9 protein-coding genes are annotated in these 16,539 nt (G+C 56.7%); 5 read left to right on the top strand and 4 right to left on the bottom strand.

Annotated elements, in window-relative coordinates:
- Window positions 1–63 precede the first annotated feature (63 nt).
- A complete protein-coding gene (gene nagB, locus ABHV46_RS04920; RefSeq protein WP_438383211.1) occupies window positions 64–837 on the bottom strand; it encodes a glucosamine-6-phosphate deaminase in 774 nt (257 codons plus the stop codon).
- 381 nt (window positions 838–1,218) lie between these two features.
- Between nagB and ABHV46_RS04915 the strand changes: the two genes are divergently transcribed.
- Window positions 1,219–3,600, top strand: a complete 2,382-nt coding sequence (locus tag ABHV46_RS04915) for a TonB-dependent receptor (protein WP_438383209.1) — start codon at window positions 1,219–1,221, stop codon at window positions 3,598–3,600.
- 93 nt (window positions 3,601–3,693) lie between these two features.
- Complete coding sequence (locus tag ABHV46_RS04910; protein ID WP_438383207.1) at window positions 3,694–4,647, top strand: N-acetylglucosamine kinase; 954 nt, start codon at window positions 3,694–3,696, stop codon at window positions 4,645–4,647.
- Between the two features lie 77 nt (window positions 4,648–4,724).
- Here ABHV46_RS04910 and ABHV46_RS04905 read toward each other — a convergent pair whose 3' ends face one another.
- A complete protein-coding gene (locus ABHV46_RS04905; RefSeq protein WP_438383205.1) occupies window positions 4,725–6,992 on the bottom strand; it encodes a beta-glucosidase in 2,268 nt (755 codons plus the stop codon).
- 322 nt (window positions 6,993–7,314) lie between these two features.
- Here ABHV46_RS04905 and ABHV46_RS04900 point away from each other — a divergent pair, with 322 nt between their 5' ends.
- Complete coding sequence (locus ABHV46_RS04900) at window positions 7,315–8,115, top strand: deaminated glutathione amidase (protein ID WP_438383202.1); 801 nt, start codon at window positions 7,315–7,317, stop codon at window positions 8,113–8,115.
- An 11-nt stretch (window positions 8,116–8,126) separates the two neighbouring features.
- On the opposite strand, the gene ABHV46_RS04895 is transcribed toward ABHV46_RS04900, so the two are convergent.
- Window positions 8,127–9,698: an RNA repair transcriptional activator RtcR family protein gene (locus ABHV46_RS04895; RefSeq protein WP_438383198.1), complete on the bottom strand. Its 1,572-nt coding sequence runs from the start codon at window positions 9,696–9,698 to the stop codon at window positions 8,127–8,129.
- A gap of 217 nt (window positions 9,699–9,915) precedes the next feature.
- Here ABHV46_RS04895 and ABHV46_RS04890 point away from each other — a divergent pair, with 217 nt between their 5' ends.
- Window positions 9,916–11,430 (top strand): vWA domain-containing protein, encoded by a 1,515-nt coding sequence (locus ABHV46_RS04890; RefSeq protein WP_438383196.1) that lies wholly within the window; start codon window positions 9,916–9,918, stop codon window positions 11,428–11,430.
- A 762-nt stretch (window positions 11,431–12,192) separates the two neighbouring features.
- A complete protein-coding gene (gene exaC / locus ABHV46_RS04885; protein WP_438383194.1) occupies window positions 12,193–13,698 on the top strand; it encodes an acetaldehyde dehydrogenase ExaC in 1,506 nt (501 codons plus the stop codon).
- A 138-nt stretch (window positions 13,699–13,836) separates the two neighbouring features.
- Here exaC and ABHV46_RS04880 read toward each other — a convergent pair whose 3' ends face one another.
- Window positions 13,837–15,783, bottom strand: a complete 1,947-nt coding sequence (locus tag ABHV46_RS04880; protein ID WP_438383191.1) for a Hint domain-containing protein — start codon at window positions 15,781–15,783, stop codon at window positions 13,837–13,839.
- Window positions 15,784–16,539: the final 756 nt, after the last annotated feature.

Genomic DNA, 16,539 nt, shown 5'->3' with positions numbered 1-16,539 from the left:
TGCATCGGAGTGATTTTGACTCCGATGCCCCGTCGGTGTCGTTCCTGTCTGGAGCCCGAGTGATCAGTCCTGACTTTCCTGATAGAGTGCCTGACTGCGTGTCTCTACGCTGAGCGTGGAAGCGCTTTCCGCATCGAGAATTACCGTGCATTGGGGGTGAAGCCGAATGGCCGAGGCACTCACCTCAGGTCCGACTGCGCCTTCGAGCGCCTTGGCGACGATCGCAGCCTTTGATTTTCCCAGCGCCAGAAGCAGAAGATGGCGGGCTTCAAGAATGGTGCCGACTCCCATGGTGAGTGCGTGTGTCGGAACATTGTCAGGATTGCCGCCGAACATGCCCCCGTTCTGGATGCGCGTCTTCCGGTTGAGTGCGACGCAGCGTGTGCGGCTATCGAACGGGGAAGGGGGCTCATTGAAACCTATATGTCCTGTATCGCCGATGCCAAGCAGTTGCAGATCGATACCTCCGCTGGTCTCGATAAGTTTTTCATATGCCGTGCATTCCGCGTCGAGATCCGAGGCGTCTCCCGCGGGGAGGTGTGCGGCGCTCAGCCTGATGTTCACGTGATTGAAGAGCAGTGAATTCATGTAGTGATGATAAGAACGGCGGTCGTCGGCACTCAGTCCGGCATATTCGTCCAGATTGAAGCTCGTCGTGGTTGAGAAATCGAGCCCTTCTTCGCGGTGCATCACGCACAGGTCGCGATAAACTCCTTCCATCGTCCGACCTGTTGCCAATCCAAGCACAGGGCTGTTGCGTGCGGTCATCAACGAAGCGATTTCATTCGCGGCGAGTCGTGTGGCGGAATGCGGGTCTGGCATGATGATGAGACGCATGAGAGGGCATGATCCTGTAAGAGGTGACGGAATAAAACCACCGGCGCGCGATAGCGTCGTGCCCATTTAAAAAACCTCTATTAGTTTATCGAGTTAAATTAAATAAAACACCTTAACTGAACACCGTATCGTGACGGATGTTGGCTCAATCAGCGAAAAATAGCTGAAATTATTGGAAATCACTTAATTTCACGAATAAACAATTGCGATAGCGAAACGTGCCGTCTAACGTCCCCCAATACGGTGGAATAAGGCGGTAAAAACAAGATTTTCCGCTGACTCCACGTCTCAACCAAATCGAAGCCCAACCGGCGGGAGTTGACCATGCGACATCTGAGACGTGATCTCTTTTTATTCTGTTCCGCAATCGCAATGAACTGCATGGCAGGCAATTTATCGGCATTTGCTGCTTCTCCCGCAAAAGGCGATCACAAGCCTGTTTCGTCCCGGACTAAATCCGGCAGTGCTACCGAAGGATCCGTGCTGGGGGCTAATCCGCAGGCGGAGGAAATCTCCGTCAAGGCAGCAGGGCGGCACGCCGATGGCACCAGCAACACGACGCCGGGCGGAGGCCTTATGCCGAAGCAGACCGCGCCACGGTCGCAGAGCGGTGTGACGCGCGATTTCATCGCCAAGCAGGCCCCAACAGGCAATATCTCTTCAATGATCGCCAATCTTCCTGGAGTTGTTTATGCCAATCAGAGCCCTCTTGCGACGGCTGGCGACAACATTACCATGCGCGGCATGAATCAGAGCCAGATCGGCTATCTATTCGAAGGGGCTCCTCTGGCGGATCCCATCAATTACGAACCCTACACGGCCATGCTGGTCGATACCGAAAATCTCGGGTCGGTCACCGTATCTCAAGGGTCGCCAGATTTGAACGCGCCGACATTCAACGCGGTGGGTGGCCAGATTTCGGCAACGGCGCTGAACCCGTCTCACAAATATGGCGGGTTCATCAATCTGATGGGTGGCAATAAGAGTGCCAACAAGGAATTTCTGCGTCTCGATACGGGCGATATCGGCCATTCGGGCATTCGAGGCTTTGTGTCATTTTCTCATCAATCCAATAATAACTGGCGCGGCCCGGGTGGACTCAAGCGCTACCATGTCGATGCGAAATTTCTGAAAGAATGGGGCGACGGTAATTCGGTCACCGCCGTGTTCGGCTATAACCGCCAGGAACAGACTCCTTTCCGTTCGCCCACAGCTGCCCAATGGAAGCAATGGGGCGAGGGGCTGAGCTATAGCGATCATTATACGCCGGGCGATGCCAGTTACTACAAGCTGCAATTGAGCAATCTGAATTCCCTCGATGTTGTGGTGCCGACCCACTTCACTCTGGCTCGCGGTCTCAAGCTTAGCGTTACGCCTTATTTTGTGCATCAGCATGGCCCAGCCGTGGGCGGGGAGAATATTCCTGCATCTGGTGGCACATTCGGTACGCAGGTTTATGGTAACCTGAACCAGCCTTATGTCACCGGTGGCAAAGTCACGACTGTTGCTGTGGATCCATGGAATCAGAAGGTCGGTGCGGTCAATACGTCGCTCGACTGGACAACCGGGCACAACACGTTGTCAGGCGGCTACTGGTATTCCTATGCCACGCACGAGGAGCACTCGACGTTCGCTACGGTCGATTTCTCGGGCAAGGCTGCCAATTCCTACGGCGCCTATGGCATCAGGGTGCCAGGTGGCGCGCTGCTGAGTGGCTATAATCTGAACTTCATGCAGCAGACTAACGCGCTTTATATCGCCGATACGCTGAAGCTTCTCGATGACAAGCTCACACTCAGCGCCGGGTTCCGTACCGTCATGGTGTCGCGTCAGGGCACGAATGACGTGCCTGGCGCCGATCCCTACAAAACGGTGCGCAACTATTTTGCTCCGCTGCCGCAGGTGGCGATCAGCTATTCTCTAACCTCCAGGGATCAGATTTACATCAATGGTACCACGTCCTTCCGCGCGCCTGCCTCGGTGCAGGCCTATAGTCAGATCTTCGATCCGAATTCCGTTGGGGCGACGTCGCAGCCCGGAAATCTGAAAGGGGAATACGGCATTGGCGAGGAAATCGGCTATCGGCACAACGGCACCTTGATCCATTTTCAGGTCTCCGCGTTCAACATGAATCTGACCAACCACCAGGTCAGCTCGACGTCCTATATTCCGGGCACCAATACGCTGGTTTCCATGCCTATCAATGTCGGCGGTGAGACCATACGTGGCATCCAGGGAGAGATTGGTCTCACGCCTTGGCATCACTTCAGTCCTTATGTCTCGGCGCAATATCTGCACGCAACGACCGATAACAATCTGCCGGTCTCGGCAACCAACGCAGCTGGGCAATCGGTCATCGATTACCTGCCCACCGCGGGTAAGACCATGGTGGCGACGCCCCATGTCACGGCGTCGGTCGGGCTGGCCTATGACGATAACAAGCGGTTTTTTGGCAATTTCAGCCTGCGCTATATCAGCTCGCAATTCTCCAGCTTCATGAATGATCAGCGCATGCCGGCCTATGTGCTGTCTGATATTACTCTGGGCTACAGATTGCCTCATGTGCCTCACCTGAGCGGGCCGAAGATTCAGCTCAATTTGGTGAATGTCGGCAATAATCTCTATCGCTCCGCGCCAGCAAGTTTCGTGACCAGCACCAGATCACGAACGGGAATTTACGGTAATACGACCAAGGCGGGTTCGCCGATCTATCTCGTCGGCGGTAATTTCGCGGCGCTCGTCTCACTCTCGACAGGGTTCTGACACTGGCGTGAAGGTCGAGAGACCACGCTTGACTCGATGCGCGCGCGCGGAGAAGTTCCGGGCGCGTTTCAACGGTTTAAAAACGGAACCAACGTGCGGAAAACCGAGATAGTCGCCATTGACGGTGGCGGTACGAAAACACTGCTCTTGCGCGTGCGCCCGGATGCAACAATCGCCCTTTGCCGCAAGGCAGGCGGATCGAATCCTTTCGATGTGCCGGTTTGGCGCAGTGTGGTGGCCGGGTTGATGGCGGACCAGCAGGCAAATCTCGCCGCCGCGGCCTTCGGTATGGCAGGTTTTGGCGAAAGTGGCCGTCTGAGTCGCGAGCTCGAAGAGACCCTAGCCTCGTTATGCCCGGCCCCTCACAGCATTCACAATGACGTCGATATGGCCTGTCGAGGGGCTTTCCTGAACCGGCCGGGCATTCTGCTGCTCTCGGGCACGGGGTCGATGGCCTGGGGCGTGGGGGAGGATGGCGAGACAGCCCGTGTTGGTGGCTGGGGTAGCTTGTTCGGCGATGAGGGGAGTGCCTACTGGATTGGTCGTCTGGCATTAGCCCGGTTTTCGCAATGTCTGGATGGGCGGGTAGAAAATGAGAGCGGCTTCGTTTCGCGCTTTTCTGCCCTTCATGGATGGCCGGAGGAAACAGCGTTCTGCAGTGCGGCTCTTCAGGAATGGTATGCCAATCTCGATGAGGTGCGTCCCAGCGTTGCAGCTTTGGCTTTAGATATCGGACGCTTTGCCGAGGGAGGCTGTCTGGTCTCTCGCGATATCGTCACGCAGGCGGCTCAGGCTCTCGCACGTCACGTGCACGCCCTGCGTCACAGGCTGAACGGGCAGATTTTGCCATGGAGTTATGCGGGTGGCACCATGCGCAATCCAATGTTGCGCGAGGCGCTGGCTAAGGAGTGCGGTGCCCCCCAGGCGCCGGGCCTGCCCCCTATCGGTGGGGCTGTACTCGTAGCAGCGGAGCTCGCGGGCTGGGACGTCGGCACGCATTTTATCGCGCAGCTTGCAGCGTCACTCGAGGCTGCAGGGCTGGGCTGAGAACTGTCGGCAGGCTTCAGGAGCGCTTCACTGGCAGTCTCTGCCGGCCAGAACGACCGGAAGAGACTGCGCAGGGATTATTCCGGAAGAGGCTCGGTGCCTGTGATCGTGGTGTTTTTAAGCAGGACTGCGCTGGTCAGGCCTTCATCCTTGGCGGAGTGGGCGATGCGAAGCTGATAGCTGCCCGGCGTGACGTGCCAGCGATTATCGCCCTCAGAAAAACGGGCAACGGTCTGAAGATCGACAGGAATCGTCACATCACGGCTCTGATGGGCTGACACGATCACTCGCTGCCAGCCAACCAGACGACGCCCGATGCCCTGACCCTCGGCATAAAGCTGGACCACATCGCTGCCATCGCGATCACTCTCATTGCGTACGGTCACTTTGGCGAGGGGCGTGTGTTCGGTTGTCACGACGAAATGGTCATAGGTGAAGTGGGCGTAAGAGAGGCCGTGGCCGAACGGGAACTGCATCTTCTTGTCGGTGCGGGCGAACCAGCGGTAGCCGACATCGGCGCCTTCATCATAGGCGATCCTGAAAGTGGCAGGGCGGCCCTCGGTGAGGGGCGGTGCCACCGGTAGGGCCGGACGTGGCAGGTCGTTTGCAGAAAGCGGGAAGCTGATTGGCAGATGGCCCGACGGATTGACGTCACCGAACAGGATCTGGGCGATGGCCTCACCGCCGGCGATGCCGGGATACCAGGCCTGAACCACGGCGCGCACCTGACCCAGCCAGGGCATCAGCACCGGGCCTTCGGTTTCGAGCACGACCGTCACATTCGGGTTGGCGCGGGCAACTGTCGCGATCAGCCTGTTCTGGGCTTCAGTAAGAGCCAGCGTGGCGCGGTCACGCCCCTCTGTCGACCACTGAGCGATGAACAGCACGACTGCATCAGCCTTTTTTGCCGCCTGCGCGGCTTGCTTCAGGTCGGTTTCCTCGGTGAAGGAAATGGCGGCTTGCGGAGCCAGACGGCGCATGAAAGTGAGAGGCGGAGATGGGTCCCACACCTGCTGAGACATGATTTCCGTCCCCTTTTGCGGGATTGCATTGCCACCGAAGGGCAGAACCGTGGGCGAGCCCCCCCCTGAAATCACGCCCTTATCGGCATGGCCGCCGATCACGGCAATCGATTTGATCGTTTTGGATAGAGGCAGAGCTGACTGCTCGTTCCTGAGCAGAACGATCCCCTGTTGTGCGGCCTCGAGCGCCGTCTTGTAGCCTGCGGCCTGATCGACCGGCTTCTTCTCGATGGGCTGCTCCGCCCCGGTGGAGAACAGGCCGTAGAGTATGGGGCGCGCCATGGCGCGTAGCGCGTCGTCAGACACGACGGAATCGAGCTGTTTGGGGGCGTAAAACGCCTGGGCGAATAATGTGCCATCCTTGATGGCAGCGGCGATGCGCTTGGTGGCCTCTGCCGAGACGGGCGAATCCTGCAACATGCCCGTGCCACCGAGCCCGATGGCGGTGTCGATCTCAGCACCCGATTCCTGATTCAGTCCGGCTTCGACCGAGTTCTTCGTGCTGTGGACGGCGCCCCAATCGGACATGACATAGCCGGGATAATGCCACTGGCGACGCAGGATATCGTTCAGAAGCGGCTTGCTCTCGCAGCTATAGGAGCCCCATACCATGTTATAGGCGCACATGACCGCGCCAGGCTTGCCGATGCGCAGGGCGATATTAAAGGCGAGCAGATCGGATTCCATCGCGGCATCGCGTGGAATCGACACATCATATTGCGTGCGGCCTGTTTCGTAATCGTTGAGTGCGAAATGCTTGATGGTCGCGACGATATGATTCGATTGCGCGCCCTTTGCATAAAATCCGGCAAGGCGACCGACAAGAAGCGGATCTTCGCCAAAATACTCAAAGTTGCGGCCGCCACGCGGGTCGCGTGTCAGATTTGTACCGCCCGAGAGCAGGATATTGAATCCGCGATCTCGCGCATCGCGCCCTACTGAGCGACCGAGCGCTTCGAGCAGGGCGGGATTCCACGACGCAGCGCTGGCAAGGGCCGCCGGATAGGCCGTGCTCTCATAGCGCGTATCCTGAATGCGTGCGCCGACGCCGATCGTGCCATCCGTTTCGGTAATGGCGGCAATGCCGTGTTCAGGCATGGCGGGCGACCAGGCTGCGGAATGCTGCGCGTCGCCAGCTGCAGCAGGATCCTGCATTAGTTCGGGAATATGGGTGACGATCAGCGCCTCGAGTTGCGCGCGACCCAGCTTGGCGAGTGCGGCATCGACGCGCGCGTCGAGTGCAGATCTGGCTTCGGCATAGCTCGAAAGGGGGAGGGCGCAGAGCGCTGTCGCGAGCAGGCCCGCCTTCAGACGCGAGGACATGATCTTTATCTCCTGAGGCATTGAGAGAAAAAAGATCTCTCTCAGCTTATCGAGCCAGATCCCCTCGCATTCCCCGGAAGAAGGTAAGGAAGAGAGCCGCTAGCCAACCATTTACTTCTATCGACGCTCAGGTCGGTATGGTTGCGATCCTCACGGTTATTTTTATGATTTCTGTCTAATACGGAAGAATCAATAATTTTTACGTTTTATTGTTTTTATGTCAGATAAAATATTCATAAATACTTGTTCCGAACAGAAAACGATTGGAGCGCGAAGACACAGCGTCTAGCATCGTTGACGACAGGAAGAGGGGAGGGTGCTCATGCGCGTGGCGCTCGGACAACTGGCGATATCGACCTCGTGGGAGGACAATCTGGCGCTCTGCCTCTCGCAGATCGCCGATGCCAAGGCAGGCGGTGCGCGGCTCGTCGTGCTGCCGGAGGGCATACTCGCACGAGACCCTTCGGACCCGGACCATGTGCTGCGCACCGCGCAGCCACTGGATGGCCCTTTTGTCTCGGGCCTGCTTCCCGCAAGCGAGGGCATCATGCTCGCATTTTGCGTCAATGTGCCCGATGGGGCAGGGCGGTTTCATAACACGCTTGTGGTGATGCAGGATGGCACTCTTATCGCGTGTTATCGGAAGCTGCATCTTTACGACGCTTTCGCCATGCGGGAATCGCGACTGATCGCGCCGGGTCACGAATTGCCTCCGGTTTTGACGCTGGACGACATGAAGATCGGATTCATGACCTGCTACGATGTACGCTTTCCCGAGATTGCGCGTTATCTGGCGCTTGCAGGGGCCGATATCATTGTGGTCCCCGCGGCCTGGCTGCGCGGGCCGGGAAAGGAGCGCCACTGGGAAATCATGCTGGCGGCGCGTGCACTCGAAAATACCTGCTTTGTGTTGGGTGCCGGAGAATGCGGTCCGCAGAATATCGGCAACAGCATGATCATCGACCCGCTGGGCGTGGTCATTGCGGCTCGCGGTGTGTCACCGGGGTTGGTGATCGAGACGCTCGACCTTGCTCAGTTGCAAAAAGCGCGACGTGACCTGCCAGTCCTGCAAAACAGGCGCTTTGCTGCCCCTGCGCTGGAGACGTCATCCTGCGGGGCCTGACGGTGTGGATGTCAGCCGCTCTTTGTGACCCGCTCCCAGTCCAGATCGAAACGGGCAAGATATTTCCTGAGTCGGTCTGAGTCGTTCTGGCTGGTCTTGCTCTGTCGCGATACGGCAAAAAGTTGACGACCGGCGGCAGAAAGAGACGCGGATGAGCGGCATGTCCTGATCACCGAAGCGAGTTGTGCCCGGTCGAACGGGTCGATGGTCTCCGGTGCCTCGCAGCAGGAGGCAAGCACCGCCTGATCGGGCTCCAGAGCAAGAGTGTACCATTGCTCTTGCAGAAGCGCGATCTCGGTGTCGACCATGGGCAGCGTGATACGTCCGCGCTCGGCCAGGGTGCAGAGCCGGGTGATCGATGCGCCGAGATCGCGATAATTGCCGGGCCAGAGTGATCCTGCATCACGGGCGAAGCGCAGATAGCGGCCCTGTGCATCCTTGTTCAGGCCGATTTTGAGGGAAAGACGCTTTTCGGCTTTTTCCAGTTCATGCGCGATCTCCGCTTCCATGTCTTCAGGTCGAGAGCGTAGAGCTGGCAGCGGGAAGACCCAGAGCATGAGCCTCGTCAGGAGATCGGGGCGAAGCAGCTGGTTACGCGCCAGTTCGGCGACGGGGTGTCTTGTAGCCGCAACGAGGTGAAAGCGGCTGCTGAGAGCCGTATCGGAGCCGAGCGGATAGAAAGTGCCGCTCTCGACGGCATCAAGAAGCAGCCCTTGTTCGGCCTGAGGCAGGCAGTCGATATTATCCAGAAAAAGCATGCCGCCATTGGCTTCGCTGATGAACCCGGCACGTTCGGTTCCGGCCAAACCTGCCACATTGCGCCTCTGTCCAAAAAGCGATGCCAGAGCATGAGGCCCTTGCAGGCCTGCACAATTGACGGTGACGAGCCTGCCCTTGAGACGTCGACGCTGTAGTTTGAGCTCGTGCAGGCGTGTGGCGAGCGTAGTCTTGCCGGTGCCTGTCTCACCGACGAGCAATATCGGTTCATCCGATAGAGAGGCGACTTGCTCCATTCTGTCGATGAGGGACAGGAAGGGAGGGTTCTTGGTGTCGATATTGCCGCGCAACCGCCCCGAATAGACTCGTGCCGTCGCCTCGAAGCGATGCTGAAGGGCGTTGTAACGCGCCAGATCGAGATCGATAATGTCGATTCTGCCACGCTCGGTGTCGGTTTTGTAGGGCGGAACGCTTTGAAGAAGCGCCGCCGGAATGTGGCGGCTTTCGCTGAGCAGAAACCAGCAGATCTGCGCGACATGCGTGCCGGTCGTCAGATGGACATGATAACGCTCACGATCTTCATCGAAGCCATAATTCTCGGCGAAATCATAGAGCTTTCCGTAAACCTCCTGAAAATCCCATGGGTTTTCGAGAGGCAGTTCGACGAGCAATGTCTCGGTATCGGGTGATTCAGCCTTGATGTCCTGAGTGAGACTTCTGGCGAGTTTTTCGTATTGCGGGTCGTAGAGCAACTCGAAACGCGCGAGTGGAAAACCGGGCTGCGAGCAGAGCTGAAGGCTCGGGCGCCAGCTTCGGCGCGTCTGATCGAGCGACGTACCTAAAAAACCGATTACGACATTCCTCAAGTACGATCCTCCTGGATAAAAAACGATATTAGCGGCGCGTAATTGCGGGTGGCAATGAAAGAATTTTGGAGATTATTTGTTTTGAATCATTGGATTAGGCGAATTCCGGATATTTCTTTTTGAGTCGGCTGTCGCGACTTAAAACAGAGGGGTGAACAGGAAAGGAAACAGTGTCATGGCAAACAGATCGTTGTTTGCATCTTCGCGGGGGCGGTTGGTGCCGAAGAGTGACTGCATCAACCAGTCAGGTGCGCCTGCATACGATCTCGTTGCGCCGCACAAGCTGGCACAGCTTGCCATGACCGGGACCTTTGGTGGCGGGTATTACAGGGATGCTGCGTCCCAGATGCGCGAACTGATTGCTCTGGCCCAGAAAGTCAGCCCCGAGTTTCTGGCCCGGGCAGCGGTTCATGTGCGTGAACGGGGCTATATGAAGGACACGCCTTGCTTGCTTCTTGCTGTGCTTTCGTTGCGTGACCCGGCTCTTTTCGCGAAGGCTTTTGCGCGGATCGTGACCAACGGCAAGATGCTGTGTACTTTCGTGCAGATCATGCGCTCCGGTCAGGTCGGCCGCAAATCGCTGGGGTCCCGGCCCAAGGCGCTGGTGCAGGATTGGCTGAACGGCGCGACGGATACGCAGCTCCTGTCGGCTTCGGTCGGTCAGTCGCCTTCTCTGGCCGATGTGATCCGTATGGTGCATCCGCATCCGCGAAATTCTGGTCGCGAGGCGTTCTATGCCTGGCTGATCGGGTGCCCCGCCGAGACTGCGCTGCTGCCAGACAATGTGCAGGCCCTGCTCGCTTTTCGCAGCGGTCAGAGCGATATCTTGCCGGATGTGCCGTTTCAGCTTCTGGGCAGTCTGAACCTGACCCCCGCCCATTGGGAGCAGGTGGCGCGTCGAGCCACATGGCAGACCCTGCGTCAGGGGCTGAACATGCTGACGCGCAACGGTGCCTTCGGGAATGCCGAGACGGTAATGTATGTGGCAGCCATTCTGCGCGACCCGGAACGTATCCGGGCGGCGAAAGCGATGCCTTATCAGCTGATGGCCACGCTGCGTGCACTGTCTTCGGATGTCGATCCGGCGCTGGCCGATGCCTTGCATGACGCCATGGAACTGGCGGTAGCGAATGTGCCGCGTATTGCGGGGCGTGTTGTGATCTGTCCCGACGTGTCGGGATCCATGTCGTCGCCTGTCACCGGCTATCGGTTGGGGGCAACGACTACGGTACGGTGCATCGACGTGGCCGCTCTTGTGGCGGCTGCGCTCAAGCGGACCAATCGCGATGCGCTTGTCCTGCCGTTCGAGCAGCGCGTCTGCGATGTGGTGCTCGAACCGCGCGACACGATTATGACCAATGCCACGCGCCTTGCGGCCATTGGCGGCGGCGGAACGGATTGTGCGGCGCCGCTCTCGCGGCTGAACGAGAAGGGGGAGCGGGCAGATCTGGTAGTTTTCATCTCGGATAATGAATCTTGGATGAGAGTCGATGCCAATGCTCGAGGCACGGCGCTGATGCGCGAATGGGAAACGCTGAAGCGGCGTTGCCCGGGCGCGCGTTTGGTCTGTATCGACATACAGCCCTACGGCACGAGTCAGGCGAGCGAGCGGGAGGATATACTGAATATCGGCGGGTTTTCGGACGCCGTATTCGATCAGATGGCGGCTTTTGCTTCGGGTGAGGTAGGCGCCGCCTATTGGGTGCAGCAGATCGAACGAGAAGTTCTTTAAACAATTCTGGCGAATGCCGGAGAGACTACAGTCACGCGGATTCCCGTTCGGCAGGGCCCGTCCCAGTCTTTCCACCTCCTCGTTGCCGGAGTTTCAGACCATGTCGGGAGAATGCCTGGCGGAATACAGCTGTTAACTGAATCTCCGCCAAACAACCTTGTCTCCCGGCGCCGATCCGCAGTCGAGAGTATCAGATGCGGTGAACGGTAAGGCCAGACGGACTTTCTCTGATTGTCTGTCGGCCGCCTGTTCTGCCCTCCGAGATACCTTGGCTGCGGTGAAGCCTTCATCATGATTTTTGCGTCGCTTCCGGGCAGCGCATCGTCATCATTTTTCAGGAGGAATGCCTGCCGGAATACAATTCAAACTGCTTCCGGCATATTCCTTGTCCTCCTGATGAGGTGCCAGTGTCGAAAAAATGCCTGCGGAAGTACAGGTAGAGCCCCGTCTGACGGGAGGTCGCAGGTTCAATCCCTGCTCTGCTTTATGCAGGTAGCTCAGAAAACTTCCGCCCTATTTGTTTTTCGATACTGGCGTCTTGGGCACTGCCCCCATTCTTGGCGGTTCTGCACGTTTTTTCACGAAACGGTGACCTCGCGCGAGGGTGAGTAACCCTGTCCGGCAATTCGTGGTTCTCTCGCTGTCGATGTTAACTGTAACGTCAATTTTGTTTCGAGGCGGTGCCTGAGGGGGCTTTCGCAGCTTTCCCGCGGTCCAAGATGTACCTGATATGGCGTCGCCAACAGCAAGAGGATTGTCGTCATGTCTGTCTCGAAGGCTGCTCCCCCTTTCCGTGAACGCTATGGCAATTTTATCGGGGGGCAGTGGCGCGAGCCGGTTGCCGGCCATTATGTCGATAACCATTCCCCCGTCGATGGCCGTCTGCTCTGCCAGGTGCCTCAATCGACCCCGGCGGATATCGATCTCGCTCTCGACGCTGCCGAGAAGGCGCGGGCCGCCTGGGGCAAGACCTCCGTTGCCGACCGCGCGCTGCTTCTGCTCAAGGCCGCCGACCGGATGGAGGCCAATCTTGACCTCATAGCCCGTGCTGAAACCTGGGATAATGGCAAGCCGATACGCGAGACGCTCAACGCCGATATTCCGCTCGCCATCGATCATTTTCGCTATTTCGCGGGCTGTATTCGGGCGCAGGAAGGTAGTCTGGGAGAGATCAACGACACGACGGTCGCTTATCATTTTCATGAGCCGCTCGGTGTCGTCGCGCAGATCATCCCGTGGAATTTTCCCATTCTGATGGCTGCATGGAAGCTCGCCCCGGCGCTGGCGGCGGGTAATTGTGTTGTGATGAAGCCTGCCCAGACGACGCCCGCCAGTATTCTGGTCGTGCTCGATATCATCGGCGACCTGTTTCCGCCCGGTGTGCTGAACATCGTCAACGGTACAGGTCGTGGGGTGGGTGACTATCTCGCCAAAAGCCCGCGTATCGCCAAGGTGGCGTTTACGGGCTCGACTGGGGTCGGCAAGACCATTGCCCACGCGGCGGCAGAAAGTCTTATTCCGGCAACACTCGAGCTAGGCGGGAAATCCCCCAATATCTTCTTCGCCGATGTCATGGATCGCGATGATGGGTTTCTCGACAAGGCGATAGAAGGCTTTGCGATGTTTGCGCTCAATCAGGGGCAGATCTGCTCCTGCCCAAGCCGCGCCTTGGTGCATGAATCCATTTTTGATCGCTTTATGGAGAAAGTGCTTCCGCGTGTCCGGGCGATCAAACAGGGGGATCCGCTCGACCCGCAAACGATGATGGGCGCACAGAATTCGCAGATGCAGCAGGATAAAATCCTGTCTTACATCCAGATCGGTAAGGAAGAAGGCGCCAAGGTGCTGACGGGTGGCAGCGCTGCGAAGTTGGGTGAAGGCCTAGAGAGCGGTTTCTATATCGAGCCTACGGTCTTTAAGGGCCACAATAAAATGCGGATTTTCCAAGAGGAGATATTCGGCCCTGTTCTGGCGGTAACGACTTTCAAGACAGAAGAAGAAGCGCTTGCGATTGCCAATGACACCGAGTTCGGTCTCGGTGCAGGCGTCTGGAGCCGGGATTCCAACACCTGTTATCGTATGGGGCGTGGCATTCAGGCTGGCCGTGTCTGGATCAATTGCTATCACGCCTATCCCGCCCATGCGGCTTTTGGCGGCTACAAGAAATCGGGTATCGGACGCGAGACGCATAAAATGCTGCTCGACCATTATCAGCAGACGAAAAATCTGCTTGTGAGCTATAGTGAAGAAAAGCTTGGTTTCTTCTGATGGGTGATGGAGAGCCGTAAGATTTCCATAAGTTACCATCATGAGGCGATAGATAATTTTTTGTGTTCAGCGTAGGCTGGTGTGGAAATATTCCGAGTGCGTTTTGAGAGGGACGTTTCCCTCTCAAAACAAAACAATCTAGACGGCGCGCCTCTCTTTATGGAGGCTTGTTCCGGCTGTCGCGGTGGAGATAAACAGAACGACCGGTTCGTTGAGTTCCGCCTCTCCCATCGGTATAAGTGCTTTGCTTTTCGTCCAGCGCTGATTTAGAGCTTCGACATCGTTCCAGCCGCTTCCGGTCCCGGCGATGCTGTTTGGATGGATATCGAAACAGTTTTCTGGCGTGAAGATCTGAATGCCTTGTACCAGGACCCCCAATTCACGACGATCATCCAGAAACGGGCCGATCATGTCGCAGGGTCTGCGCGTCGGGGCTTTAAAATAGACAGCCTGTCCTTTCGGGTGAAAGCGGAACACGTAGCCATCATCGCGCGTACGCAAAGGCAGGATCGTCTGACCGTCCAGCGTTTCGAGAGCGATTTCTTCAGAGGGGCAGGAGGGAAGGGCGTAGCATGTGGGCGCACCGCAGCGCGCGGCCAATCTGCGCCAGACTGGCTCGACGAAATCCTGGTTCGTCATAAGCGGCGCTGCGGCATCTTTTTGCCATGCTCGCGATTTTCCTGTCTCGAGATCCGACGATATCTTTGTCTGGAATCCGAAAATGAAACGGTTGCCGGTGTCGAGATAGCTTTCACTCAGGGCGCCGTTAGCGAAAATCAGGCCGTGACGTGCCAATTCGATGTGATGATAGCTGTAAGTGGAGAGCGTTTCTTCGTAGGTAATCGAGTGCCCATTGACCAGCATACGGGCAGGAATAAGCCCGCCATCGAGATAGAGACAATGTTCTGGGGTCACAAAAAGGTCTTTGTGAGGCAGTGCATTTCCAAGCGCACCGGCACGGATGCGCACAGGGTACCCGGCTACATCTTTATAACGGGTTGTGCGCGTCGTACAGAGCCCTGACCCGGCCCAAATAATTGTTTCGGACAGGATTTCGCTTCCGCGCAGAACGAAAATCTCATCGCCAGCGGTCAGGGTTTCGATCGCCCTATGTCCCTGCGGCGTGGCGATGAGCGTGCCGGGAAGATAGCAGACTTCGGGCACTGCTGTGCCGTATTTGCGAGAGTCGTCCCATAGATCGGTCGTTGCATACCCTCCTGTCTGCACAGTCGCGTTTCCGCTGGCCGTTTTGCTTACTAGGTTGAGGGCGCCCCCATCGGCCGTAGGGATATATTGCCAACGGGCACCCGTTCCCGGCGGATTTTGAGTAAAGACCCAGAGTTGGCCTTTCTCATCCGTGAATGCCAATGTACCCGCGCCTATCGACATGGACCCGCCACCCGTGATGGCGAAGGTCGTTTTGACCGTTCCGATAATCTGGGTGCCATCACTAGCTTGATATGTAAAACTGCGATCAGCATAATTGACGAAAAGTGAGCCATCGGTGACAGCAGTGAGAGATCCATCTTGAGAGCTCGCACCGAGCAGGGTCGGACCGCCGCTTAGATATCCAGTCCATTTAATTATACCAACCGGCGGCGGCTGTAGCGCATATTTCTGCTCGCTGTACCAAAGGTCGGATGAAGCCGCGCCATTTGCTGTGATTGTTATTCCCTTCGGGGTCGTAGTAACAACGTTGAGTAAGCCGCCGTTAATATTGTAATAGGTCCAGCGGGAGCTAGCTGGTGCCATATTGTGCGAGAGTATCCAAAGCGATCCTCTCTGATCGGTGAAGGCAAGAGTGCCCATGCCTAGCGATGTGTTGGACATATCGCCAAGGGGAAAAGTCTTGTTAATCGCGCCTGTCGTAACTGTTCCATCTGCGGCCTGATAAGAAAAGCTTTTGTCGTCGTAATTAACGGTAAGACGTCCCTGTCCACTGCTCGTGATCTTCCCTGTCGTGATGCCGCTAGTGGCTAGATCTGACGGGCCTGTGGAGAGATAGCCTTCCCAAATGCCGATATTTTCTTTTGCCGCATCATTGTCTAGCTTGTCCGTGACTTCCTGCTTCGTATCGATTTGCATGCGGCAACTCCCTTCCTGCGGCTTAGGCGCGATACATCGACAACGTTCCAAGGTATGATTTGCGCATTAGTACCGCAACAATAGTACGGAATATCCATAATAATTGTGCAATGTACTTTCGTGTTTAGATCGGAACCGGAGCGATTTTCGATGGAATCCTGACTTAATATTTCCATTTCTGTGTCGTTGTTAATTCGACAACTTATCGCGTTTCCTTTGTATGAAAAATTAATGGTGTGAAAACGAATTCTCGTTAATGGGCTTAAACAATAAGTTGACGTCATATCTTATTTAATTACTTGAAATGATAAGAAATATTCATTGTTGAAACAATTTTGCGATTTCTGCGGTCGAGTTACTTATCGGGCCTCTGGCCAAGCTTCTCAAACCGGCTAGTCATCGCCTCTCATCTGAGAAGAGATTCGGCGAGGTTGCTGGGTTAGCCCTGATATTTCAGGCCGGCTGGCCAGCGGCACAGCGCAAGGCTTCCAACAAGAGAAGCCCCCTGAGAGCCGTTGTCGTCGCATGCGCTACGTGCAGAAAGTACAGCTGACAGTGCAGTCACGGACATGTGATCTGCGTTAATCGCAGGAGTGTTTGTAGCACCCTGAGAGGAAAAAACGGTTTGATAAAGGCAAACAGTCTCTCGACTGATAGCGAAAATGTGTTCACGCTAGCACGAAACGATCTGCAGGCGACCTCAAGCCAGAAGCTCTTGGACCTTAGCAGGGCATTACCCCGCGCGTTACCGAATCT

This window comes from Asaia sp. BMEF1 (assembly GCF_051628905.1).
Taxonomy (GTDB): Bacteria; Pseudomonadota; Alphaproteobacteria; order Acetobacterales; family Acetobacteraceae; genus Asaia.
The sequence above is the reverse complement of the archived record's forward strand: the minus strand, read 5'-3'. Positions and strand labels throughout refer to the sequence as shown.